Origin of the sequence: Reyranella sp., assembly GCF_965229815.1 — a bacterium.
Lineage (GTDB): Bacteria > Pseudomonadota > Alphaproteobacteria > Reyranellales > Reyranellaceae > Reyranella.
The window spans coordinates 2,237,041-2,260,324 of the sequence record NZ_CBDDJN010000006.1; the positions used below are offsets into that span (position 1 = coordinate 2,237,041).

The 23,284-nt window shown below is 68.9% G+C and carries 23 protein-coding genes and 4 tRNA genes; 10 read left to right on the plus strand and 17 right to left on the minus strand.

Annotated features, from left to right (window positions below; translation table 11 throughout):
• Positions 1–22 precede the first annotated feature (22 nt).
• The 8 genes from rplA to ACO073_RS22000 form a co-directional block, all read right to left on the minus strand.
• Complete coding sequence (gene rplA, locus ACO073_RS21965) at positions 23–718, minus strand: 50S ribosomal protein L1 (RefSeq protein WP_422000301.1); 696 nt, start codon at positions 716–718, stop codon at positions 23–25.
• A 4-nt stretch (positions 719–722) separates the two neighbouring features.
• A complete protein-coding gene (gene rplK / locus ACO073_RS21970) occupies positions 723–1,151 on the minus strand; it encodes a 50S ribosomal protein L11 (protein WP_422000303.1) in 429 nt (142 codons plus the stop codon).
• Between the two features lie 208 nt (positions 1,152–1,359).
• Positions 1,360–1,896: a transcription termination/antitermination protein NusG gene (gene nusG / locus ACO073_RS21975; RefSeq protein WP_422000305.1), complete on the minus strand. Its 537-nt coding sequence runs from the start codon at positions 1,894–1,896 to the stop codon at positions 1,360–1,362.
• Position 1,897: 1 nt separating this feature from the next.
• Positions 1,898–2,089, minus strand: a complete 192-nt coding sequence (secE, locus tag ACO073_RS21980) for a preprotein translocase subunit SecE (protein WP_422000306.1) — start codon at positions 2,087–2,089, stop codon at positions 1,898–1,900.
• A 20-nt stretch (positions 2,090–2,109) separates the two neighbouring features.
• A tRNA-Trp gene (locus tag ACO073_RS21985) sits at positions 2,110–2,185 on the minus strand.
• A 49-nt stretch (positions 2,186–2,234) separates the two neighbouring features.
• Positions 2,235–3,425 carry an elongation factor Tu gene (gene tuf / locus ACO073_RS21990; protein WP_422000284.1) on the minus strand — a complete coding sequence of 397 codons (1,191 nt, stop codon included), beginning with the start codon at positions 3,423–3,425 and terminating at the stop codon, positions 2,235–2,237.
• 52 nt (positions 3,426–3,477) lie between these two features.
• A tRNA-Gly gene (locus ACO073_RS21995) sits at positions 3,478–3,551 on the minus strand.
• A 32-nt stretch (positions 3,552–3,583) separates the two neighbouring features.
• Positions 3,584–3,670 (minus strand) — tRNA-Tyr (locus tag ACO073_RS22000).
• 113 nt (positions 3,671–3,783) lie between these two features.
• Here ACO073_RS22000 and rlmB point away from each other — a divergent pair.
• The 4 genes from rlmB (at position 3,784) to galE (ending at position 6,910) form a co-directional block, all read left to right on the plus strand.
• On the plus strand, positions 3,784–4,545 hold the full coding sequence (rlmB, locus tag ACO073_RS22005; RefSeq protein WP_422000308.1) for a 23S rRNA (guanosine(2251)-2'-O)-methyltransferase RlmB: 762 nt from the start codon (positions 3,784–3,786) through the stop codon (positions 4,543–4,545).
• Positions 4,546–4,637: 92 nt separating this feature from the next.
• Positions 4,638–5,720, plus strand: coding sequence for an SDR family oxidoreductase (locus tag ACO073_RS22010; RefSeq protein ID WP_422000310.1), 1,083 nt, complete (start codon positions 4,638–4,640; stop codon positions 5,718–5,720).
• Positions 5,721–5,833: 113 nt separating this feature from the next.
• Positions 5,834–5,908 (plus strand) — tRNA-Thr (locus ACO073_RS22015).
• Positions 5,909–5,923: 15 nt separating this feature from the next.
• Positions 5,924–6,910: a UDP-glucose 4-epimerase GalE gene (galE, locus tag ACO073_RS22020; protein WP_422000312.1), complete on the plus strand. Its 987-nt coding sequence runs from the start codon at positions 5,924–5,926 to the stop codon at positions 6,908–6,910.
• A 32-nt stretch (positions 6,911–6,942) separates the two neighbouring features.
• On the opposite strand, the gene ACO073_RS22025 is transcribed toward galE, so the two are convergent.
• Together ACO073_RS22025 and ACO073_RS22030 are read right to left on the minus strand one after the other, a co-directional pair.
• A complete protein-coding gene (locus ACO073_RS22025; RefSeq protein WP_422000313.1) occupies positions 6,943–8,697 on the minus strand; it encodes a carbamoyltransferase in 1,755 nt (584 codons plus the stop codon).
• A complete protein-coding gene (locus tag ACO073_RS22030; RefSeq protein WP_422000315.1) occupies positions 8,694–9,464 on the minus strand; it encodes a glycosyltransferase family 2 protein in 771 nt (256 codons plus the stop codon). The genes ACO073_RS22025 and ACO073_RS22030 overlap by 4 nt, the downstream gene beginning before the upstream one ends.
• Positions 9,465–9,725: 261 nt before the next feature.
• Here ACO073_RS22030 and ACO073_RS22035 point away from each other — a divergent pair, with 261 nt between their 5' ends.
• Entirely contained in the window at positions 9,726–10,748 is a 1,023-nt protein-coding gene (locus ACO073_RS22035; RefSeq protein ID WP_422000317.1) for an NAD-dependent epimerase/dehydratase family protein, read from the plus strand.
• A 71-nt stretch (positions 10,749–10,819) separates the two neighbouring features.
• Here ACO073_RS22035 and ACO073_RS22040 read toward each other — a convergent pair whose 3' ends face one another.
• A complete protein-coding gene (locus tag ACO073_RS22040; RefSeq protein ID WP_422000318.1) occupies positions 10,820–11,794 on the minus strand; it encodes a UDP-glucuronic acid decarboxylase family protein in 975 nt (324 codons plus the stop codon).
• Positions 11,795–11,927: 133 nt separating this feature from the next.
• Here ACO073_RS22040 and ACO073_RS22045 point away from each other — a divergent pair, with 133 nt between their 5' ends.
• Positions 11,928–13,487, plus strand: a complete 1,560-nt coding sequence (locus ACO073_RS22045) for a fatty acid--CoA ligase (RefSeq protein ID WP_422000320.1) — start codon at positions 11,928–11,930, stop codon at positions 13,485–13,487.
• Positions 13,488–13,537: 50 nt separating this feature from the next.
• Here ACO073_RS22045 and ACO073_RS22050 read toward each other — a convergent pair whose 3' ends face one another.
• Positions 13,538–14,362, minus strand: a complete 825-nt coding sequence (locus ACO073_RS22050) for a hypothetical protein (RefSeq protein WP_422000321.1) — start codon at positions 14,360–14,362, stop codon at positions 13,538–13,540.
• Between the two features lie 134 nt (positions 14,363–14,496).
• Here ACO073_RS22050 and ACO073_RS22055 point away from each other — a divergent pair, with 134 nt between their 5' ends.
• Entirely contained in the window at positions 14,497–15,561 is a 1,065-nt protein-coding gene (locus tag ACO073_RS22055; protein WP_422000323.1) for a phosphotransferase, read from the plus strand.
• Between the two features lie 27 nt (positions 15,562–15,588).
• Here the strand turns inward: ACO073_RS22055 and ACO073_RS22060 are convergent, their stop codons facing one another.
• The 4 genes from ACO073_RS22060 to ACO073_RS22075 are packed head-to-tail and all read right to left on the minus strand — an operon-like array spanning position 15,589 to position 19,277.
• Positions 15,589–16,314 (minus strand): ABC-type transport auxiliary lipoprotein family protein, encoded by a 726-nt coding sequence (locus ACO073_RS22060; RefSeq protein ID WP_422000324.1) that lies wholly within the window; start codon positions 16,312–16,314, stop codon positions 15,589–15,591.
• Positions 16,311–17,345: an MlaD family protein gene (locus ACO073_RS22065; protein WP_422000326.1), complete on the minus strand. Its 1,035-nt coding sequence runs from the start codon at positions 17,343–17,345 to the stop codon at positions 16,311–16,313. The genes ACO073_RS22060 and ACO073_RS22065 overlap by 4 nt, the downstream gene beginning before the upstream one ends.
• Before the next feature lie 10 nt (positions 17,346–17,355).
• Positions 17,356–18,204 (minus strand): ABC transporter ATP-binding protein, encoded by an 849-nt coding sequence (locus ACO073_RS22070; RefSeq protein ID WP_422000328.1) that lies wholly within the window; start codon positions 18,202–18,204, stop codon positions 17,356–17,358.
• On the minus strand, positions 18,204–19,277 hold the full coding sequence (locus ACO073_RS22075; protein WP_422000329.1) for an MlaE family ABC transporter permease: 1,074 nt from the start codon (positions 19,275–19,277) through the stop codon (positions 18,204–18,206). Before ACO073_RS22075 ends, ACO073_RS22070 begins: the two co-directional genes overlap by 1 nt.
• Positions 19,278–19,421: 144 nt before the next feature.
• Here ACO073_RS22075 and ACO073_RS22080 point away from each other — a divergent pair, with 144 nt between their 5' ends.
• Together ACO073_RS22080 and ACO073_RS22085 are read left to right on the plus strand one after the other, a co-directional pair.
• Positions 19,422–20,249, plus strand: a complete 828-nt coding sequence (locus tag ACO073_RS22080) for a polyphosphate kinase 2 family protein (RefSeq protein WP_422000331.1) — start codon at positions 19,422–19,424, stop codon at positions 20,247–20,249.
• Positions 20,246–21,484, plus strand: a complete 1,239-nt coding sequence (locus tag ACO073_RS22085; RefSeq protein WP_422000333.1) for an MFS transporter — start codon at positions 20,246–20,248, stop codon at positions 21,482–21,484. Before ACO073_RS22080 ends, ACO073_RS22085 begins: the two co-directional genes overlap by 4 nt.
• Here ACO073_RS22085 and ACO073_RS22090 read toward each other — a convergent pair.
• Complete coding sequence (locus ACO073_RS22090; protein WP_422000335.1) at positions 21,426–22,286, minus strand: 23S rRNA (adenine(2030)-N(6))-methyltransferase RlmJ; 861 nt, start codon at positions 22,284–22,286, stop codon at positions 21,426–21,428. The genes ACO073_RS22085 and ACO073_RS22090 overlap by 59 nt on opposite strands.
• A 59-nt stretch (positions 22,287–22,345) precedes the next feature.
• On the opposite strand from ACO073_RS22090, the gene ACO073_RS22095 reads away from it, so the two are divergent.
• A complete protein-coding gene (locus tag ACO073_RS22095) occupies positions 22,346–23,284 on the plus strand; it encodes an acetamidase/formamidase family protein (RefSeq protein ID WP_422000337.1) in 939 nt (312 codons plus the stop codon).

The following is a 23,284-nucleotide window of genomic DNA, read 5'->3' on the forward strand; positions in this document are numbered from 1 at the left end:
CTCGAAAACTCTGCTCGCGTCCTCAGACCGTGAGGGCGGAAGCCGGGTCGAGCTTGACGCCCGGACCCATGGTCGAACTCAGCGACACCTTCTTGATGAAGGTGCCCTTGGCGCCGCTCGGCTTGGCGCGATTGATCGCGTTCACCAGCGCCCGCACGTTGGCGGCCAGCGCATCCTCGCTGAACGAGGCCTTGCCGACGCCTGCATGAACGATGCCAGCCTTCTCGGCGCGGAACTCGATCGAGCCGGCCTTGGCCGCCTTGACCGCCGCGGTGACGTCCTGCGTCACCGTGCCGAGCTTCGGGTTCGGCATCAGGCCGCGCGGGCCCAGCACCTTACCGAGACGGCCGACCACGCCCATCATGTCGGGGGTGGCGATGCAGCGCTCGAAGTTCATCTCGCCGGCATTGATCTTCTCGGCGAGGTCCTCGGCGCCCACCAGGTCGGCGCCGGCGGCCTTGGCCTCGTCGGCCTTGGGGCCGCGGGCGAACACCGCCACGCGCACCGACTTGCCGGTGCCGTTGGGCAGCTCGATCATCCCGCGCACCGCCTGGTCGGCGTGGCGCGGGTCGATGCCGAGGTTCATCGCGACCTCGATCGTCTCGTCGAACTTCGCCTTGGCGTTGGCCTTGACGATCTTCACCGCCTCTTCCAGCGAATAGGTCTTGTCGCGGTCGACGGTGGCGGAAATGGCCTTGTAGCGCTTGCCCATGCTCATGGCCTTACTCCACCACCTGGAGGCCCATCGAGCGGGCCGAGCCCACCACCTGGGCCATCGCCGATTCCACCGAATCGCAGTTGAGATCGGGCATCTTCTGCTTGGCGATCTCCTCGACCTGGGCCTTCGTCACCTTGCCGACGATCTGGGTGCCGACGGTCTTGGCGCCCGCTTCGATGCCGGCCGCCTTCTTGAGGAAGTAGCTCACCGGCGGCGTCTTGGTCACGAAGATGAAGCTGCGGTCCTGGAACACGGTGATGACCACAGGGATCGGCATCCCCTGCTCCATCTTCTGGGTCCGTGCATTGAACTGCTTGCAGAATTCCATGATGTTCACGCCCTGCTGACCGAGCGCGGGCCCGATCGGCGGCGACGGGTTGGCCTTGCCAGCCGGCACCTGCAGCTTGACGTAGGCCTGGATCTTCTTGGCCATGCTTGCCCCTCCATTGGGCGGCGCGGTACGGCCATGGCCGGCCTCCCGCACCTATATTTGGAGCCAAGTCCTTGATCCGGAAGGATTTTCGGTCTCGGCTGCCGCATGAGAAAAGGCCAGCCTGACGGCCAGCCCCTTAAGGGCGCGCGATCTAACAGATTAGGACGCGCGCCACAACCCCCTGTTCGGTCCCCGATATGGGGACAGATCAGATCTTTTCGACCTGGGCGTAGTCGAGCTCGACCGGGGTCGAGCGGCCGAAGATCGACACCGCGACCTTGAGGCGGGCCCGCTCCTCGTCGACATCCTCGACCGTGCCGTTGAACGAGGCGAAGGGCCCGTCTGCCACCTTGACCTGCTCGCCGATCTCGAAGCTGACGGCGGGCTTGGGCCGCTCCACGCCTTCCTGGACCTGGCGCAGGATGCGGCCGGCCTCGGCGTCGGAGATCGGCACCGGCTTGCCGCGGCCGCCGCCGCCCAGGAAGCCCGTGACCTTGGCGGTGTTCTTGATCAGGTGCCAGGTGTCGTCGGTCAGCTCCATCTTCACCAGGACATAGCCCGGGAAGAACTTGCGCTCGGTCTGGACCTTGGAGCCGCGGCGGACCTCCACGACCTCCTCGGTCGGGACCATGACCTGCGAGATGTCCTCGGCCAGGCCCTTCTTCTCGGCCTGCTCGCGCACCGACTGGGCGACCTTGTTCTCGAAGCCGGAATAGGCGTGAACGACGTACCAACGATGAGCCATGTCAGGAAATCCCGAGCAGCAGCTTGACGACGAAGCCGATGATCTTGTCTGCCACCAGGAAGAAAAGCGCCGCGATCACCACGAAGATGAAGACCATGCTGGTGGTGATCATGGTCTCGCGACGGGTCGGCCAGGTGACCTTGGCCACCTCGGAACGGACCTCGCGGACGAACTCTATGGGATTCTTCGTCATTCTCGCTGTTCTTCAGGAAATGGCAGGAGTGGAGGGACTCGAACCCCCGGCCCTCGGTTTTGGAGACCGATGCTCTACCAACTGAGCTACACTCCTAGGAGCCGCCGGACGGTCTAGACCGCCGGCGGCCTTCTTTCCATAGCTATTACTTGACGATCTTGGTGACGACGCCGGCGCCGACGGTGCGGCCGCCCTCGCGGATGGCGAAGCGCAGGCCCTCGTCCATGGCGATCGGCTGGATCAGCTCCACCGTCATCCGGGCGTTGTCCCCCGGCATCACCATCTCCGTGCCCTCCGGCAGCGACACCACGCCCGTCACGTCCGTCGTCCGGAAGTAGAACTGCGGACGGTAGTTCGTGAAGAACGGCGTGTGACGGCCGCCCTCCTCCTTCGTCAGGATGTACGCCTCGGCCTCGAAGTTCGTGTGCGGCGTGATCGTGCCCGGCTTCGCCAGCACCTGGCCCCGCTCCACGTCCTCGCGGCCCACGCCGCGCAGCAGCGCGCCGATATTGTCGCCCGCCTCGCCCTGGTCCAGCAGCTTGCGGAACATCTCGACGCCCGTGACCACCGTCTTCGTCGTCGCCTTCAGACCGACGATCTCGATCTCCTCGCCGACCTTCACAACGCCACGCTCGACGCGGCCCGTCACCACCGTGCCGCGGCCCGAGATCGAGAACACGTCCTCGATCGGCATCAGGAACGGCTTGTCCTTGTCGCGCGTCGGCTGCGGGATGTACTTGTCGACCTCCGCCATCAGGCTCAGCACCGCCTGCTCGCCCAGCTCCGGGTTCTTGTCCTCCAGCGCCATCAGCGCCGAGCCCCGGATCACAGGGATGTCGTCGCCCGGGAACTGGTAGCTCTTCAGCAGCTCGCGAACCTCGAGCTCCACCAGGTCCAGAAGCTCCGGATCGTCCACCATGTCGCACTTGTTCATGAACACGACCAGCGCCGGAACGCCAACCTGACGCGCCAGAAGGATGTGCTCGCGCGTCTGCGGCATCGGGCCGTCCGCCGCCGACACGACCAGGATCGCACCGTCCATCTGCGCCGCGCCCGTGATCATGTTCTTCACGTAGTCCGCGTGGCCCGGGCAGTCGACGTGCGCGTAGTGGCGGTTGTCCGTCTCGTACTCCACGTGCGCCGTCGAGATCGTGATCCCGCGCTCCCGCTCCTCCGGCGCCTTGTCGATCTGGTCGTACGCCGTGAACGTCGCGCCACCCGACTTCGCCAGCACCTTCGTGATCGCAGCCGTCAGAGACGTCTTGCCATGGTCCACGTGACCGATCGTCCCGATGTTGCAGTGCGGCTTGTTCCGCTCGAATTTCGCCTTCGTCATGGTGTCGCGACCCTCGTGATGCTGTCAGCCTTCGACAGTACGGCCTTCAAACTGGAGCGGGTGAAGGGAATCGAACCCTCGTCATAAGCTTGGAAGGCTTCTGCTCTACCATTGAGCTACACCCGCAATCTCTGAACAGGCATCCCGCGCGCGGCCGTTGGTGGAGGGGGAAGGATTCGAACCTTCGTAGACGCGAAGTCGGCAGATTTACAGTCTGCTGCCATTGACCGCTCGGCCACCCCTCCGAACCTGCGGCAAACGCGGCGCGAGATAAGCCTGTTCAGCCCGGGAAACGGGCGCGCGTTGCTCGCAAATCCAATGAGTTACGTCAAGGGCAAATCCCCTTATAGAGGACGGCATGCGCAACCGACCGTCCCGACCGAGCCGTCCCCAGCGGGGCGGCCACCAGTCCGTGTGGCTCTACGGCCGCCACGCCGTGCTGGCGGCGCTGGCCAATCCGGAGCGGCAGGTCCAGCGCGTGCTGGCGACCCGCGAGACGGCGGAGCGCCATGCCGCCGAGCTCGGCCCGAAGGTCGAGGTCTGCAGCCGCGACGAACTCGGCCAGCGCCTGCCGGGCGGCGCCGTGCACCAGGGCATCGCCGCCCTGGTCGCGCCGCTGGAGGAGCCGCAGCTCGAGGAGCTGCTGGCCCGCTGCGGCGAGACCGCCCTCGTCCTCGCCCTCGACCAGGTCACCGATCCCCACAATGTCGGCGCCATCCTGCGCTCGGCCGCGGCCTTCGGCGTCGCCGGCCTGATCGTGACCGAGCGCCATGCCCCGGCCGACACCGGCGTGCTGGCCAAGAGCGCGTCGGGCGCGCTCGAGCTCGTCCCGCTGGTGCGGGCGGTCAACCTGGTCCGTGCCCTCGACCTCCTGAAGGAAGCGGGATTCTGGCTCTACGGTCTCGACGAGCGCGGCGACACCGCGATCGCCGATCTCGACCTCGGCGGCCGCAGCGGCATCGTGCTGGGCGCCGAGGGCGAGGGCCTGCGCCGCCTGACGGCCGAGAAGTGCGACCGCCTCGTCACCATCCCGACCGCCGCCCGGCTGGCCGCCCTCAACGTCTCCAATGCCGCCGCCGTCGCGGCCTACGAGTGGGCGCGCCGACGGCCCCGTCCTTGAAGCGCGCCACCTGAGGCAGCGCGCCGCGCTCGTCCCGACGCAACGTCGCAGGCCCTCCGCTCCTTGACTGGCGACAGGAAAGGAGCGCCGCCATGTCCATTCTCTCCACGTCGGCCCGCCGTCCCGCCGGCCGCCGTTCCTTCGACGGCAAGGTGGTCGTGGTGACCGGGGCCTCGGCCGGCGTCGGGCGCGCCACCGCCCGCCAGTTCGCCCGCACAGGCGCGGCCGTGGCCCTGATCGCCCGCGACGTCGGGGCGCTCGAGGACGCCGCCGCCGAGGTCGAGGCCGCCGGCGGCCAGGCGCTGGCCGTTTCCTGCGACGTGGCCGACGCCGAGGCGCTCGACGCCGCCGCGGACCGCATCGAGCAGGAGCTCGGGCCGATCGACGTGTGGGTCAACTGCGCGATGCTGACCGTCTTCTCTCCGCTCTGGGAGATGACGCCGCAGGAGTTCCGCCGCGTCACCGAGGTCACCTATCTCGGCTTCGTCTACGGCACGATGGCGGCGCTGGCGCGCATGAAGCCGCGCGACCGCGGCGTCGTCATCCAGGTCGGCTCCTCGCTCGCCTATCGCGGCATCCCGCTGCAGTCTGCCTATTGCGGTGCCAAGCACGCCATCCGCGGCTTCACCGATTCGCTGCGCTCGGAGCTGATCCACGACGGCAGCGCCGTGCGGCTGGTCATGGTCCAGCTGCCGGCGATGAACACGCCGCAGTTCGACTGGGCGCGGACCCACATGCCGCGCGAGCCGCGGCCCGTCGCGCCGGTGATCCAGCCCGAGGTCGCCGCGCGCGCCATCGTGCGCGCCGCCCGCGGTCCCCATCGCGAGCTGTGGCTGGGCCTGAGCACGGTCAAGGTGATCCTGGGCAGCATGATCGCCCCCGCCTTCCTCGACCGCTACCTGGCGCGCCGCGCCTTCGACGGCCAGGAACGCCGCACCGGGGTCGGTCCGCAGCGCAAGGACAACCTGATGGCGCCCGTCTCCAGCCTGCACGCCGTGCACGGCGCCTTCGGCGCCGAGGCGCGGCGCTCGGCGTTGCTGGTTTCCGGCGGCGGGGCGCGTGTCGCCGCGGCGGCAGGCCTCGCCGTGGCGGCAGTCGCGGCCGGCATGGCCGTTCGCCTGATCCAGGACGGCCGCGCCACAGGTTCCCGCCGCGCCCTCGCCCGCCGCCGGTAGGTCGGCCGACGGCCGTTTCGACCCCGGGCGGCCTGTGCTATGGGCTCGGCCGTCCATGCTGCGTGGTCCGGCCGTCGCCCGGCGACTCAGCGCCACGACCAACAGCGGGGGAAGCCGGGTTAGCACAGCGGTAGTGCAGCGGTTTTGTAAACCGAAGGTCGGGGGTTCAAATCCCTCACCCGGCACCAGTTTCCAGAGAACGAATGAACCGAACGATCCTGGTCGCAGGCGGCGCCGGCTATATCGGCAGCCAGGTCTGCAAGGCCCTGGCCGCGGGTGGCGACCGGCCGGTCTGCTACGACACGATGGAAAAGGGCCACGCCTGGGCGGTGCGCTGGGGGCCGCTCGAGCAGGGTGACATCGGCGATGCCGCGCGGCTCGACGACGTGTTCGCCCGGCATCGGCCGGCCGCGGTGCTGCATCTCGCGGGCTATATCGAGGTCGGCGAATCGGTGCGCGCGCCGGAGCGCTACCTGCACAACAACGCCGCCAAGAGCGACGTGCTGATCGCGGCGGCGCTGCGCCACGGCGTCGAGGCCTTCGTCTTCTCGAGCTCCTGCGCGGTCTACGGCCTGCCCCGGGCGGAGCTCCTGGCGGAGGACCATCCGATCGCGCCGCTCAGCCCCTATGCCGAATCCAAGGCCCGCACGGAGCGGTCGCTGGCCGCCGCCGCCGCAAGCGGCCTGCGCTCGGCGGCGCTGCGCTACTTCAATGCCGCCGGCGCCGATCCCGGCGGCGAGATCGGCGAGGCGCACGAGCCGGAAACGCATCTGCTGCCGCTGGCCGCCGATGCCGCGCTCGGGCTTGGACCGCCGGTGACGGTCCTGGGCGACGACTATCCGACGCCGGACGGATCGTGCATCCGCGACTTCGTGCATGTCGCGGATCTCGCCGAGGCGCATCTGCGGGCCCTCGACTGGCTCGGCGCCGCCGCACCGGGCGGCCGGCACGAGGCCTTCAACCTCGGAAGCGGCCGCGGCTACAGCGTGCGCGAGGCGATGGCCGAGACGGCGCGGCTGGCCGGACGGCCGGTGCCGCACGCGGTCGGTCCGCGCCGGCCGGGCGATTCGCCCCGGCTGGTCGGCGACATCGCCAAGGCGCGGCGGATGCTCGGCTGGCAGCCGACCCGCGACCTCGCCGTCCAGATCGAGGACACGCTGCGCTGGCGGCGGCGCGTGCCGCGCGCCTGATCGCCGGCGGCGCGATCAGCGCCGGATGCCCGTCAGCGCCGGATGATCGTGTCGCCCAGCACCAGCACATCCATCTTGGTGCGCAGGAAGCAGTCGATCGCCTCTTCCGGACGGCACACCACGGGCTCGTTCTCGTTGAAGCTGGTGTTCAGCACCATCGGCACGCCGGTGATGTCGCGGAAGGACTGGATCAGCCGCGCATAGCGCGGGTTGCCGGACCAGGTCACGGTCTGCAGCCGGCCGGTCCCGTCGACATGGGTCACCGCCGGGATCTCGCGCCGCTTTTCCTCGCGGATGCGGAAGACCTGCATCATGAAGGGCACGTCGCCATCGGTCTCGAACCATTCCGGCACGGCGTCGCGCAGGATCGAGGGCGCGAACGGCCGGAAGGATTCGCGGCGCTTGATCTTGAGGTTGAGGATGTCCTTCATGTCGGCGCGCCGCGGGTCGCCCAGGATCGAGCGGTTGCCGAGCGCGCGCGGCCCCCATTCCAGCCGTCCCTGGAACCAGCCGATCACCTTGCCGAGCGAGATCGCCTCGGCGGTCTGCCGGCACAGCGTCGCCTCGTCGGCGATGCGCTCGATGGTGCAGCCTTCGGAGTCGAAGTCGGCGCGGCGCGCGGCGATCGCCGCGGCGATCTGCTCGGGCGTGGCCGACGGCCCCCAGTAGGCATGGTCCATGACGAAGTGCCGGCGCACCGACGGACCGCCCAGCCGGTGCCAAGTGGCGAAGGCCGCGCCGATCGCGCCGCCGGCATCGCCGCCGGCCGACTGCACGTAGAGGTTCTTGAACGGCGAGCGCTCGAGCACCTTGCCGTTGGCCACCGAGTTGTAGGCGCAGCCGCCGGCCAGCACGAGCGCGTCGCTGCCGTAGCGCCGGTGGACGGCGCCCAGCAGGTTGAAGAAGGCGTTCTCGTAGGTCGCCTGCGCCGAGCGCGCGATGTCGCGATGGCGGTCCTCGAGCGGCTCGGCCGGGTCGCGCGCCGGCCCCAGCAGGCCGGTGAGGGCGTCGCTCCACAGCCGTCCGCCCGACGGGATGCCGTCCTTCACCTGGTAGTTCGCGCCCTCGCCCGAGGCATGGCGGAAGAAGCGCAGGCCCAGCGCGAACGAGCCGTCGTCGCGGGTCTGCACGATCTCCTTCATGAGATCGGTGAAGCGCGGCTCGCCATAGGGGGCGAGGCCCATCACCTTGTATTCGTCGCCATAGTGCGGGAAGCCGATGAACTGCGTCATCGCCTCGTAGAAGACGCCCAGCGAATGCGGGAAGTAGACCCGGCCGTCGACCGCGACGGTGCCGCCCTGGCCGAGCCCCCAGGCGGCCGAGGAGAAGTCGCCGAACCCGTCGACCGAGACGGCGACGGCCTTGTCGTAGGGCGACACCAGGAATGCGGAGGCGAGATGGCAGACATGGTGCTCGACGGCGTGGACGGCGCCGTTGAACGACTGGTCGGGCAGGTGTTCGCGCAGGTTGCCCGCGATGTCGGCGCGCTCGCCGCGCTGGCGCAGGCGGGCGAGCACGTAGGCCGGGCTGACGCCGGAAGTGAGGACGTAACCCAGCTTGCGCCAGCGGTTGGCGCGGTTGTCGCTGTTGACGGCGACGTGGTCGACGTCGGCCAGCCCGATCCCCGCCTCGTCGAGACAGTAGCGGATCGCCTCGCTCGGGAAGCCGCCCCAGTGCTTGATGCGCCGGAAGCGCTCCTCCTCGACGGCAGCGATCAGCGTGCCGTCCTTCACCAAGCAGGCCGCGGCATCGGCATGATAAGCGTTCAGTCCGAGGATATAGGTCATCGGTCGAGGTCGCGGCGCAACAGGTGCATGGAGAGGATGATATCGGCAGTCACGCGCTGCGCTGTATAGAGAAGACCGGCCGAGCCGTCGAACAGGAGCCCCTTCACGAGGAGGCAGTGAACCGCCACCGCCGGGGGCCCCAGGAAGCGCGTGCGGCGCAGGCGGTCGGGCCAGCTCAGCTCGGACCAGGGTCTCGCCGTGAGCTTCTCGGCTTCCTGCACCTGGTAGCGCGACTGCGACTGCAGCCAGCGTTCGAGGCTCTTGCGGTCGTCGTGCAGCAGCCGGTTGGCGAGCTTCACGACCGGACCGTCGATCCGCAGCTTCTCGGTATGGCCGTCCTGCTCGAAGCGGCCGCGGCCGCGCCGGAACAGGACCGGCAGGGCGGGATAGAGGGAGGCGCGCAGCGGCCGGCCCTCGATGCAATAAGTGAAGGAAATCTCGTAGGCCGCCGTCCCGGGGTCGGGACGGAGCCCGCCGATCTCCTCGCGCAGCGCCGGCTCGACCATGTAGTCGGCGTCGAGCCGCAGCACCCAGTCGCTGGCGATGCCCGTCTCCTCGACGGCGAACCGCCACTGCCGGGCATGGGTGTCGAACGGCCGCACGACCAGCCTTGCATTGGGAAAGCGCGCCACGATCGCCGCCGTCTCGTCGGTCGAGCCGCTGTCGACGATCACGATTTCGCGCGCCCAGGTCAGCCGCTCGAGCGAGCGCCCGATGTTGGCGGCTTCGTTGAAGGTCAGGATGACAGGGGTGATATCGGCCAGCACGATGCCAAAAGGGCCAAGGGAGGCCTGTTGGGTTGGTATATGAAAGTTTCCGCGACCCTACTACCGATTTTCCCCAACCCGACGCCAACGGAAACGCCGTCCGCCCTATAATCGCCGCGTCACTGGGCGACTTGACGGAACGGCGCGAGGCGAGCAAACGAGCAGAATCGGGCGCTCGACCGTGCCGCAGGGTGCGGCGGCCTGCCTCGCAAGTCTTTGAAAAATAGGATAAAAGCCCTCTCTCGGGTGAAAGGCTCGTCAATGTCCAAGAATGATCTCGTGGTCGTCACCGGCGCCGGCGGCTTCATCGGCGGCCATCTCGTCCGCGTCCTGCAGCAGCGCGGCCACACAAGGATCCGGGCGGTCGACGTGAAGCCGCTCGACGAGTGGTACCAGAAGACTCCCGGCGTCGAGAACCAGGTCGGCGACCTCGCCCGCCTCGAGCCCTGCCAGGCGGCCGCGAAGGACGCGCACACGATCTACAATCTCGCCGCCGACATGGGCGGCATGGGCTTCATCGAGACCCACAAGGCCGAGTGCATGCTGTCGGTGCTGGTGAGCACCCACATGCTGGTCGCCGCCAAGGAAGCCGGCACCCAGCGCTTCTTCTATTCGTCGTCGGCCTGCGTCTACAACGGCGACAAGCAGACCCGCGCCGACGTGACCGCGCTCAAGGAAGAGGATGCCTACCCGGCGATGCCGGAGGACGGCTACGGCTGGGAGAAGCTGTTCAGCGAGCGCATGGCGCGCCACTACCGCGAGGATTACGGCCTTGCCACCCGCGTCGCCCGCTACCACAACGTCTACGGCCCCGAGGGCACCTATGACGGCGGCCGCGAGAAGGCGCCGGCCGCGATCTGCCGCAAGGTCATCGCCGCCAAGCTCTCGGGCAAGCACGAGATCGAGATCTGGGGCGACGGCGAGCAGACCCGCTCCTTCATGTACATCGACGACTGCACCGACGGCACGATCAAGCTGCTGGAGAGCGACATCGTCGAGCCGCTGAACATCGGCAGCGACGAGCTGGTCAGCATCAACCGCCTGGTCGACATCGTCGAGAAGATCGCCGGCGTGAAGCTGAAGCGCTCCTACAAGCTCGACGCGCCCAAGGGCGTGCGCGGCCGCAACAGCGACAACGACCTGATCAAGAAGCTGCTCCACTGGGCCCCCTCCATCCGTCTCGAGGACGGCATGGAGAAGACCTACAAGTGGATCCACGACGAGATGACCTCGGGCCGCCGCTCCGTCGTCAACGCCCTGCCCCGCGCGGTGGCCGCGCAGTAGTCGCGATAAGTCTTTCCTGCGCTCAGGCTCCTCTCCCCCAGAGGGGGAGAGGAATCCGAGAACTCAGGCCTCTACCGCCCCACCCGGCTGACCTGCTGGTTGCTGCGCAGCAGCTCGTCGAAATAGGCGATCGTCTTGCCGAGCCCCTGCTCCAGCGCCACCTTGGGCTCCCAGCCGAGTTTCTCGCGCGCCAGCGAGATGTCGGGGCAGCGCTGCAGCGGATCGTCGACCGGCAGCGGCCGCGCCTGCACCAGCTTCGACTTGCCGCCGACCAGCCGGATCACCGTCTCCGCGAGATGTCGGATCGGCATCTCGACGGGGTTGCCGAGATTGACCGGGCCGGTGAAGTCGTCGGGCGTGTGCTCCATCAGCCGCAGCCAGCCGTCGATCAGGTCGTCGACGTAGCAGAAGGCGCGGGTCTGCAGCCCGTCTCCGTAGATCGTGATGTCCTCGCCCTTGAGCGCCTGGACGATGAAGTTCGACACCACGCGGCCGTCGTTGGGATGCATGCGCGGGCCGTAGGTGTTGAAGATGCGCGCCACCTTGATGCGCAGCTTGTGCTGGCGCCAGTAGTCGAAGAACAGCGTCTCGGCGCAGCGCTTGCCCTCGTCGTAGCAGGCGCGCGGCCCCAGCGGATTGACGTTGCCGCGATAGCTCTCGACCTGCGGATGGACCGTCGGGTCGCCATACACTTCACTGGTCGAGGCCTGGAAGATCTTCGCGCGCGTGCGCTTGGCCAGGCCCAGCATGTTGATGGCGCCGTGCACGCTGGTCTTGGTCGTCTGCACGGGATCGTGCTGGTAGTGGATGGGCGAGGCCGGGCAGGCGAGGTTGTAGATCTCGTCGACCTCGACATAGAGCGGGAAGGTCACGTCGTGGCGCATCAGCTCGAACCGCGGATTGTCGAGGCAGGCCATGACGTTGCGCTTCGAGCCGGTGAAGTAGTTGTCGACGCAAAGCACGTCGTTGCCGGCCGCCAGCAGCCGTTCGCACAGGTGCGAACCCAGGAAGCCCGCCCCGCCCGTGACCAGTATCCGCTTGTTCATCGCCTGCCGCCGTCCCCACGCCTGTCCCGTCGCCACACTAGGCGATCAACCCCTTGAAATCACTGCCAAAGCGAAAAACACTGCCGCGCCCGGGCGTCATCGCCGGGCCAACGAGCAGGTGAGGAAGCGTACCATGGACAGCAGGATTGCCGGGCTGGCGGACATCGTGCGGCGACATGCGGCGGAGCGGCCGGAGGCGACCGCCCTCGTCCACGCCGGACGGACGACGAGCTACGCCGCCCTCGACCGGGCGGCCAGCCGGGTCGCCAACGGCCTGATCGCGGAGGGTGTGAAGGAGCAGGGCCGGATCGCCCATCTCGACAAGAGCAGCGACCTCTTTTTCGAGCTGCTGTTCGGCGGCGCCAAGGCCAATGCCGTGATGGTCTCGGTCAACTGGCGGCTCGCGCCGCCCGAGGTGCTGCACATCCTGAACGACGCCGAGGCCGAGATCCTGTTCGTCGGCGAGGAGTTCTTCCCCGTCGTCGACAGGATCCGCGACGAGCTCAAGACGGTGCGCAAGATCGTCGCCTTCGGCGCGCGCCATCCCGCCTGGGACTCGTTCGAGGACTGGCGCGACCGCCAGCCCGCCGACGACCCGCGGCGACCCGCCCGCCCCGGCGACACCGCCGTGCAGTTCTACACCAGCGGCACGACCGGCCTGCCCAAGGGCGCCGAGCTGACCAACGCCAACTTCGCCTGGATGCTGCCGCTGTGGACCCGCAGCTGGCTGCTCGGGCCGGCCGTTCCCAACCTGGTCTGCCTGCCCATGTTCCATATCGGCGGCGCGGGATGGGGAATCGCCGGCCTCTTCTCCGGGGCGACCAACCATGTCGTGCGCGAGTTCGTGCCGGCCGAGATCCTGGCGCTGATCGAGCGCGAGCGGATCCAGGTGATGCTGCTGGTGCCGGCGATGATCCTGTTCCTGGTGCAGGCGCCGCAGATCCGCGAGACCGACCTCGCCAGCCTGCGCCTGATCGTCTACGGCGCGGCGCCCATTCCGGCCGACCTCCTGAAGCAGGCGCTGGCGGTCTTCCCCTGCGGCTTCCAGCAGGTCTACGGCCTGACCGAGACGACCGGCGCCATCACCCTGCTGCCGCCGGCCGACCACGATCCCGACGACGTGAAGAAGCTCCTGTCCTGCGGGTTCGCCCAGGAGGGCGTCGAGCTGCGCATCGTCGGCGACGACGGCAAGGACCTGCCGGCCGGCCAGGTCGGCGAGATCGCCGTGCGCTCGCCGCAGGTCATGGGCGGCTACTGGCGCCTGCCCGACGCGACCCGCCGCGCCGTGCAGGGCGACTGGTTCTTCACCGGCGACGCCGGCTACCTCGACGACCGCGGCTACCTCTACATCTACGACCGCGTGAAGGACATGATCGTGTCGGGCGGCGAGAACATCTATCCCGCCGAGGTCGAGAGCGCGCTGTTCGGCCATCCGGCGGTCGCCGACGTCGCCGTGATCGGCGTGCCCGACGAGCGCTGGGGCGAAGCGGTCAAGGCCGTGGTCGTCCGCAAGCCGGGCGCCGAGCTCGGCCCCGGCGAGCTGATCGCCTGGGCACGCGAGCGCGTCGCCGGCTACAAGCTGCCGAAGTCGGTCGACTTCCTCGACGCCCTGCCGCGCAATCCGACCGGCAAGATCCTGAAGCGCGAGCTGCGCAAGCCCTACTGGGGCGAGAGGCAGCGCCAGGTGAACTGACGTCGAAGAGACCGCCCCGGCGCAAGCGGCGCCGGGGAGGCCCGTCCGGATCAGCGGCTGCGGCTGCGGCCGCCCCACGAGCCGGAGGCGCGGGTGAACGACCCGCCCTGCCGCGATGTCGGCGCCGTCGCCTGCTGCGTGCGGGTGTTGGTGCGCGCATCGTGGATGCGCTGGCTCTGCGTGTTCTGCATCGTCCGGACCTGCTGCCGCTCGCGCGGAGTCACCATGCCGTCGGCCCGGGCGCGGGCCTGCTGGCGGTCGACACGCTGCTGGCCGTGCTGCAGGCGCGCCGCCTCGCCGTGGGTCAGGGAGCCATCGCGCCTGCCGTTGTGGATGCGCCGCTCCTGGTTGGCCTCGCGGCGGTCGAAGCCGTTGAAGCGGCCGGTGTTGGTGCCGTGGTTCCAGCCCCGGTTCCAGTCGTTGCGCTGCCAGTCGGCTTGGCGCCCGCCGTCACGACCGCCCCAGCCGTGGTGATTGCCGCCGCCCCAGCCGTTGCTGTTGCCCCAGCCGTTATGGTTGCCGCCGCCATTGTGGCCGTTCCAGCTCCAGTTGCCGCCCTGGCTCTGCTGGCGATCGTTCGACTGGCGATAGACGTTACGGCCCTGCTGGTCGAGCATGCGATCGAGGGTCGCCCGCTCGCGGCCCGAGACGCGGCCGTCGCGCTCGGCATAGTTCTCGTAGCGCTCGATCCTCTGCATGCCGTTGCCGAGCGAGCGGTACTCCTGCCGCGTCAGCGAGCCGTCGGCGCGGCCCTCCTGCATGCGGGCGCGGAGGCCGGCCTCGCGCGCGTCGTACCAGGTTTGCGCGGATGCCGAGCCGGCGAACAGGAGGATGGAGGCAACGAGAGCAGACGGGACAAAGATTGTTTTCGACATTGTTCCCTCTCCGGGTTTGACTGACGGCGATGATCGCCATCGGAATCGCTACGCCCGCGCTTTTTCATTCATCCCTCGTCACAGGCCCCTCGCGGGGCTAGAACCGTCGACTGCCACAACTATGTCACCACACGATGTCCGAGCTGCCTGACAACCTCACTCCCGTCCGCTCCGCCCACCAGTTCGACGAGTCGCGACTCGCCGCCTTCATGGAGGAGCAGGTCGACTCCTTCCGCGGCCCGATCCGCGTGCTGCAGTTCGAGGGCGGCCAGAGCAATCCCACGTTCCACGTGACGGACGGCGGCGGCCGGATGTACGTCCTGCGCAAGAAGCCGCCGGGCAAGCTCCTGCCGTCGGCGCATCAGGTCGACCGCGAGTTCCGCGTCATCAAGGCGCTGTCGGAGCACAGCGACGTGCCGGTGCCCAGGGCCCATGCGCTCTGCCAGGACGACACGGTGATCGGCACCGCCTTCTACATCATGGAGTTCCTGCCCGGCCGCATCCTGGCCGACCCGCAGATGCCGGGGATCTCGCCGGCCGACCGCCGCAAGATCTTCGATTCGATGAACGACGTGCTGGCGCGCATCCACAATGTCGACTACCGCGCGGTCGGGCTCGGCGACTTCGGGCGCGAGGGCCAGTACATCCAGCGCCAGATCGCGCGCTGGTCGAGCCAGTACGACCTCGCCCGCACCGAGCACATCGAGGCGATGGAGACGCTGAAGCAGTGGCTGCCGGCCAACATTCCGCCGGGCGACGAGACGCGCATCAACCACGGCGACTACCGTCTGGGGAACACGATCGTGCATCCGACCGAGCCGCGCATCGTGGCGGTGCTCGACTGGGAGCTCAGCACGCTCGGCCATCCGCTCGCCGACCTGGCCTACAACTGCATGATGTACCATTTCGGCGAGGGCTTCGGCGCCTCGCAGGGCTATGCCGGCACCGACCTCGCGGCCTTCGGCATCCCGACCGAGGACGAATACGTCGCCGCCTACGCCCGGCGCACCGGCCGCGAGGACGTGCCGTTCTTCGACTTCTATCTCGCCTTCTCGCTGTTCCGCCTCGCCGCCATCGTGCAGGGCGTCTACAAGCGCGGCCTCGACGGCAACGCCTCGTCGGAGACGGCGACCAGGTACGGCAACCGCGCACGCGCGATGGCCGACCTCGCCTGGTCGCTGGTCGAGAAGCGGGCGTAGCGCCTCAGGAGCGCTTTCCCGCCGGCGTCATTCGTCGGTGTAGGGAACCCGCGACGCGTCGTTGCCGACCGGGCAGTTCGCGGTGTCGATCACCGCGTTCTCCGGGTTGCGGTAGCGCTCGATCTGGTAGAGCCCCATGTCCTCCACCGGCTTGGCCGGCGGGGTGCGCAGGGTCCAGGCGACCAGCCGCTTGATGACGCTGCCCAGCGCCTGGTCGAAGGCCTCGACGACCTTCGGCACGCTGTCGGCGCGGGCGCGCACGCAGCGCTCGAACGAGGCGACGCCGATGATCTGCCGGTCGGGCATGCGCACCAGCTTGGCGATGATGCGGACTCGCACGATCGGCGGCTGTCCGTAGTAGTAGAGCGCCTCGAAGTTGCGCAGGTCGGGCTGCAGCAGGTAGTTGGCCCTGAGCCCGATCGATTCGCGCGCGACGGCGACGATCTTGCGGGTGTTCTCGAAGGAATCGACGATCCGCGTCTGCACCATCAGCGGCGCCCGGTCGGTCCACGCCGCCTTGGCGTAGTAGTCCGACGAGGTCGGGGTCATGGCGAGCGCGATGCGGCCGGTGTTGAGGTTGGCCGAGGCGACGGGCGCCTCGACCGCGAGCTGCCAGTAGACCGACGGAAGGCCCGGATCGAAGGTGCTCTTGGGGGTGACCATGTACAGGTCCTGCTGCTCGGGAGCCTCGAGCAGCGCGCAGCCGGCGAGCGCGAAGGCGGCCGCCGCGAGGGCGGCCAGGCGACGGATCATTTGGGCGTGTACCCCTGCTTGCCGCTGAAGACGAAGCCGGACGGATCGCGCTCGAGCCGCGTGGCGATGATGTTCAGGTTGGCGGTGAGCTGGCGCAGTTCGCGGATCGTCATCGCCAGCTCGGGGAGCCCGGTTTCGGTGAAGTTCTTGACCGGGCCCTTGCTGTCGCCCACCAGCTTGCCGAGCTGCGTGGCGGCGCTGTCGATATTCTTCAGGGCCGTGCGCGTTTCCTGCAGCGTCTTGCGCAGCTCGCCGGGATCCTTGCCGGCCAGCGCCTTCCGGGTCTCGGCATCCTGCGGCCCGAGTTCCATGGCGATCAGGCTGAGCGATTCGGACAGGCCGTTCACCTTGTCGAAGGTCTTGCGGAACTCGGCGACCGCGATCGGCAGCTCCTCCAGCGTCTTCTGGATGGCGCCGTCCTGCTTGGCGATCGCCGTGGTCGTGGCCGACAGGTTGCGCAGCGTGTCGCTCACCGCGCCGAGATTGTCCGGGCTCAGGAGCTCGTTCACGCGGTCGACCGTGACGCTGGCCTTGGTCAGCAGCTCCTGCGCCGAGGTCGAGGTCGCCTGCAGGAACGAGGCGCCCTCGCGGATCTCCGGATAGGGCTTGTCGCCCTCGCGCTTCTTGGGCTTGATCTTGTCGACGTCGAGGCGGCCGACGATCTGGATGTACGGGGCGCCGGCGATGAACGGCTTCTCGAACACCGCGTAGGAGCGATCGCGGATGTCGATGTTCCAGTCGACAGCGACCGTGACCTCGATCTTCTCGCTCAGCCGCTCGCGGCCGGTCGAGCGCTGGACGTCGACCCGGGAGGTGAGCTGGATGTTGGCGACGCGGCCCACGCGCAGGCCGCGATAGAAGACCGGCGAATCCGGGGTCAGGCCCTGGACGTCGCCGGAGAAGAGGATGACGTAGTAGGCGTAGGCGGTGCGGTCGCCGGCGCGCAGCTTCCAGATCACGAAGCCCGCGATGGCCACGCAGAACAGGATCATCGCCGCGCCGATCAGCACATAGGGCGATTTTCTTTCCATGGGAGGCCGTCTACTCCTGCCGGGCGGCGGCCCGCCCGCGCGGCCCGTGGAAATACTCCCGGACCCAGGGATGATCGTACGTCAACAGTTCCTCTATGGTACCTACCACGACCCGCTTGTCGAGCAACACGGCAATACGATCGCAGATCGCGTACAGACTATCGAGGTCGTGGGTCACCATCAGGATGGTGAGGCCGAGGCTGCGGCTGAGCCCCTTGACCAGCTCGTCGTAGTGGGCGGCGCCGATCGGGTCGAGGCCCGCCGTCGGCTCGTCGAGGAACAGCAGCTCGGGGTCGAGCGCCAGGGCGCGGGCGAGGCTCGCGCGCTTGCGCATGCCGCCGGAAAGCTCCGACGGCTTCTTGTCGCCGGTGTCGGCGGGCAACCCGACCATGGCGACCTTGAGGGCCGCGATGTCGCGCATGGTCTGCTCGTCGAGGCCGATATGCTCGCGGATCGGCACGATGATGTTCTCGGTGACGCTGAGCGACGAGAACAGGGCGCCGTCCTGGAACTGCACGCCGGTACGCCCCTGCATCCGGCGCAGCGCCTGGCCGTGCAGCGTGGCGGTATCGACGCCCAGCATCTCGATGCTGCCCTGCGTATGGTCGTTGAGGCCGATGATCGTCCGAAGAAGCACCGACTTGCCGGTTCCCGAGCCGCCCACCAGCCCGACGATTTCGCCTCGGAATACGTCGAAATCAAGGTGGTTGTGGATGACCTTGTCGCCGAACTGGGTGCGCACGTCGCGCAGGCGCAGCACCACGTCCCGCCCGTCGCGATGGTCGGTCAGCTGGCCACCCTCCGCCAGCGGCGGAGGAGCAGGCTTCTTGTCCTTCTCGAGGACCTGCTGGTCGGCCATCAGACGTTCGCCAGCAGGAAGATGATGGAGAAGACCGCGTCGAGCACGATCACGCAGAAGATCGATTCCACCACCGACTTGGTCGTGAGCTGGCCGACGCTCTCGGCGCTGCCCCGGACCTGCAGCCCCTCGAAGCAGCCGATGACCGCGATCACCATGCCGAAGACCGGCGCCTTGATCATGCCGATGTAGAAGTGCCACGGGCCGACCGTGTCGCGCAGCCGGTCGAAGAACTGCACGAAAGTGAAGTCGAGATAGACCGTGCAGGCCACGGCGCCGCCCAACAGGCCGGTCATGTCGCCCCAGAAGGCCAGCAGCGGCATCGACAGCACCAGCGCCGAGATGCGCGGCAGGACCAGCCACTCGACCGGGTTGAGGCCGATCGTCCGCATGGCGTCGACCTCCTGGTTGACCTGCATGGTGCCGATCTGGGCGGTGAAGGCGCTGCCCGAGCGGCCGGCCACGATGATGGCCGTCAGCAGGACGCCGAGCTCGCGGAACATGCCGATCGCCACCGCCTCGACGGTGAAGGTCTCGGCGCCGAACTGCTTGAGCTGCTGCACGCCCTGGTAGGCGATGACCACGCCGATCAGGAAGCACAGCACGCCGACGATGACCAGGGCGCGGACCCAGACCTCGTACATCTGGCGCACCACGGCGTTGATGCGGAAGCGCTTGGGGCTGATGCAGGCCTCGGCGAAGGTCACCAGGATCTCGCCGAAAAACGCGCTGAGGGCGACGCCCTGCTCGTACATGTGGATCGCGTTGCGGCCGATCTCCTCCAGCCACTGCAGGAACCAGCTCTCGTGCCGTTCGCGCGGCGCCTCGCACATGTTCTTCTGCACGACCTCGAACAGGTCGGCATGGGCCTTCTTGGCCGTCTCGATCTCGGATTCCGGCCCGCCGGCGAGCTGCAGGATCTCCATCGCGCCCGCCGTGTCGAGACGCTCGACGCCCTTGGCATCGACGACATGGCCGGCCTTGGCGGTCCCCGCCGCCGCCAGCGCCTTCTCGGCCTTCGCCCGCAGCCCGCGCAGGCTGAACACGGTCCAGGTGCCGCCGACCTCGATCACGGGCTTTCCCGCGCGCGTCGTGAATCGGATTGTGGGTTCGGCGGCGGTCATCGCCGAGATTAGTCGTCGCGGGACTTGTCGCTGTCAATCTCCGCCATTTGCCTGCCACCCACCCGGCTGTCACGATCGTTGCCGGAGGAAACGATGGGCAAGTGGCCGATGCTGGACAAGATCGAGATGATCGACGGTCCGATCGACGAGAAAACCTACGAGGACGAGCTCGACAGGCTGCAGCACAGGCTCCTCGACCTGCAGACCTACCACGTCCGCAACGGCGGCCGGGTCATCATCTGCATCGACGGCTGGGACGCGGCCGGCAAGGGCGGGCTGATCGAGCGCCTCGTCGCCGGGCTCGAGCCCAAGTCGACCCATGTCTGGCGCATCGGCGCCCCGACCGAGGAGGAGAAGGGCCGCCACCACCTCTGGCGCTTCTGGACCCGCCTGCCCGCGCCCGGCAACTGGGCCATCTTCGACCGGACCTGGTACGGCCGCGTGCTGGTCGAGCGCATCGAGGGTTTCTGCAGCGAGGAGGCGTGGCGGCGCGCCTATCGCGAGATCAACGAGTTCGAGCGCCAGCTGACCGACGACGGCGTCCGCCTGGTCAAGCTGCTGGTCCATGTCAGCGCCGCGGAGCAGAAGAAGCGCATGATCGAGCGGCTGAACTCGCCCCACAAGCACTACAAGATCGGCCTCGAGGACTTCCGCAACATCGCCAGGCGCAAGCAGTATCTCGAGGCCTACGACGACATGCTGGAGCGCACCGACACCGACAACGCGCCCTGGCACGTCATCGCCACCGACGAGAAGATGCACGCCCGGCTGAAGGGGCTGAAGATCGTCGCCGAGACCGTCGGCGAAGGCATCGACGTCGCCCGCCAGACGCTCGATCCTGCCATCGTCAAGGCCGCCTACGATCTCTGGGGCTGGACGCCGGACGACGCCCGGAACGGCAAGAAGCACCGCGACAAGTGACCCGCCGGGCCGTGTTCGCCGGCTGGTGGGTCGTCGCCGGCGCCTTCCTGTGCATGCTCACCGGCTATGCGGTGGCCTATTCCTTCGCCGCCTTCTTCGGCGCGCTGGAGAGCGAGTTCGGCGCGCGGCGGGGCGAGATCTCGCTGGTCTTCTCGATCTCGGCCTTCCTCTACTTCCTGCTGGGCTTCCCGGCCGGCCTGATCGCCGACCGCACCGGGCCTCGGCCGGTCGTGGTCGGCGGCCTTCTCCTCATCGCATTGGGCCTCGTCGCCGCCGCCCAGGCCGACACGCTGTGGCAGGTCTATGCCGGCTACGGGCTGGGGGTCGGGCTGGGAATCGGCTTCTCCTACGTCCCCAGCGTCGCCGCCGTGCAGCGCTGGTTCGTGCGGCGGCGCGGCACCGCGAGCGGCATTGCCGTGGCGGGCATCGGCGTCGGGACGCTGGTGGGCGCCCCGGTCGCCCACTGGCTGATCGCCGCCATCGGCTGGCGCCACACCTACCTCGTGCTGGCCGCCGTCGCGGTGGCCGGCGCCCTCCTCTCCGGCTGGCTGGTCCGGCCCGGCCCCGAGCGCTACGGCCTCACGCCGGACGGCGACCCGCCCCTGCCGTCCGGCGCCAGCACGATGCCGGCCGGCCTCGGCCTGGGCGAGGCGGTCCGGTCCGGCCCCTTCTGGTCGATCTATGCCGGCGCCCTGCTGATGTCCTTCGGCCTCTTCGTGCCCTTCGTTCACCTCGCGCCCTACGCAAGCGACGTCGGCCTGGGCGAGGGTTTCGGCGTGCTGCTGATCGTGCTGCTGGGGGTCGGCAGCACCGTCGGCCGCTTCCTGTTCGCCAGCGTCACCGGCTGGATCGGCCGGCGCCTGTCCTTCGCCCTGATGTATGTCGGGGCGGCCGCCATGCTGGTCCTGTGGTCGCAGTCGACGAGCGCGCCCGCCCTGGTCGCCTTCGCGCTGCTGTTCGGCGCCTTCTACGGCGGCTTCGTCGCCATCGCCCCGTCGCTCGCCGCCGACTATTTCGGCGGCCGCGCGCTCGGCTCGGTGATCGGCGCGCTGTACAGCGGCGTCGCCTTCGGCGCCCTGCTGGGATCGCCCGTCGCCGGCTATGCCTACGACTTCTTCCAGTCCTACACCGGCGCCATCCTGGCCGGGGCCGCGCTCTGCCTGGTGTCGTTCGCGATCACGCTCGCGATGCCGGAGCCGGCGCGCTGGCTGGCGGCGCGGCGACCCGGGCCGTGACGCCGGGACCGAGACGTGCGGCAATCCACGGCAGGGCCTCGCGCATCGCCTCCTCGAACCGCCACGGCGGATTGACGACGGCGAGGCCGCAGCCCGCCAGCCGGCCCGGCGCGATGTCCGCCAGGTGCAGCTCGAGGACCAGCGGCGCCCAGGGAGCCAAGTCTTCAGCGAAGCCCGCCGCCTCGTCCTTGATCGGATACCAGATCGCGTAGCAGCCTGTCGCGAAGCGGCGGATGCCCTGCCGCAGGGCGCGCAGCACGCGCTCGCGCTCGTCGGTGGCCTCGAACGGCGGATCGACCAGGACCAGGCCGCGCCGCTCGGGCGGCGGCAGCAGCGCCTTCAGCGCCTGGTAGCCGTCGGCCTGGCGGACCTCGACGGCGCGGTCGCCGGCGAACTCGCGCTTCAGCGCCATGGCCTCCTCGGGGTGGAGCTCGCAGGCGACGAACCGGTCGCCCGGCCGCAGCGCCGCGCGCACCAGCCGCGGCGAGCCGGGATAGCGGCGCGGGACCGCGCCCGGCGGGCCGAACTTGCGGTCGTAGGCAGCGACGGCCGCCAGGTAGCGGGCGACCGGCCCCGGCATGCCGGCACGCGGCGCGGCGGCCAGCCGGGCGACACCGGCCTCGGCCTCGCCGGTACGCCGCGCCGCGTCGGCCTGCAGGTCGTAGCCCCCCGCACCGGCATGGGTGTCGAGCACGAACAGCTTCTTGTCCTTGGCCGTCAGCAGCCGCAGCAGCTCGCACAGCCCCGTGTGCTTCAGGACGTCGGTGAATCCTCCGGCGTGGTAGCCGTGGCGGTAGTTCATCGCTGGCCTATAGCAGAGGGGCATGGTCTGTGCTTCAACCGTGGTCGAGAGGGGAGACCATGGCCACGCACGAACTCAATTCCTCGCCCGAGACCTGCCACTGGGGCTATTTCGACAGCCAGCTCAAGCCGGCGCTGCGCATCAAGTCGGGCGACATCGCCACGATCCATTGCGTCTCGGGCTCGGCCGAGATCCTGCCCGGCGAGCCGTTCAACGTGCTGCCCGAGCATCGCGAGATCCTGGGAGCCCTGAAGCCCCATCTCGGCCGCCATATCCTGACCGGCCCGGTCCATGTCGAAGGCGCCGAGCGCGGCGACGCGCTGGCCGTCGAGGTGCTCGACATCAAGTTCCGCACCAACTGGGGCTGGAACGCCCAGCGGCCGCTCGCCGGCACCCTGCCCGAGGACTTCCCCTTCTACCGGCTGACCCACATCCCGATCGATTCCAACCGCGGCGTCTGCACCATGCCGTGGGGGCTCGAGATCGAGCTGCGGCCCTTCTTCGGCATCATGGGCGTGGCGCCGCCGCCGGAATGGGGCCAGTGCAGCTCGATCGAGCCGCGCGCCTTCGGCGGCAACATCGACAACAAGCACTTCCAGGTCGGCTCGACCGTCTACCTGCCGGTGTTCGCCGACGGCGGCCTGTTCTCGACCGGCGACGGCCACGGCGTGCAGGGTGACGGCGAGGTCAACCTGACGGCGCTCGAGACCTCGCTGTCGGGCACCTTCCGCTTCACCGTCCGCAAGGACATGAAGCTCAACAACCCGCGCTGCGAGACCCCGACGCACTGGATCACCCACGGCTTCGACCAGGACCTCGACGACGCCGCCAAGGAGGCGCTGCGCGACATGATCCGGCTGATCGGCACAAAGACCGGGCTTAGCGCCGCCGACGCCTACATGCTGTGCAGCCTCCAGGCCGACCTGCACGTCACCCAGACGGTCGACGGCAACAAGGGCATCCACTGCATGATCGCCAAGAAGGTGATCGGCGGCTGA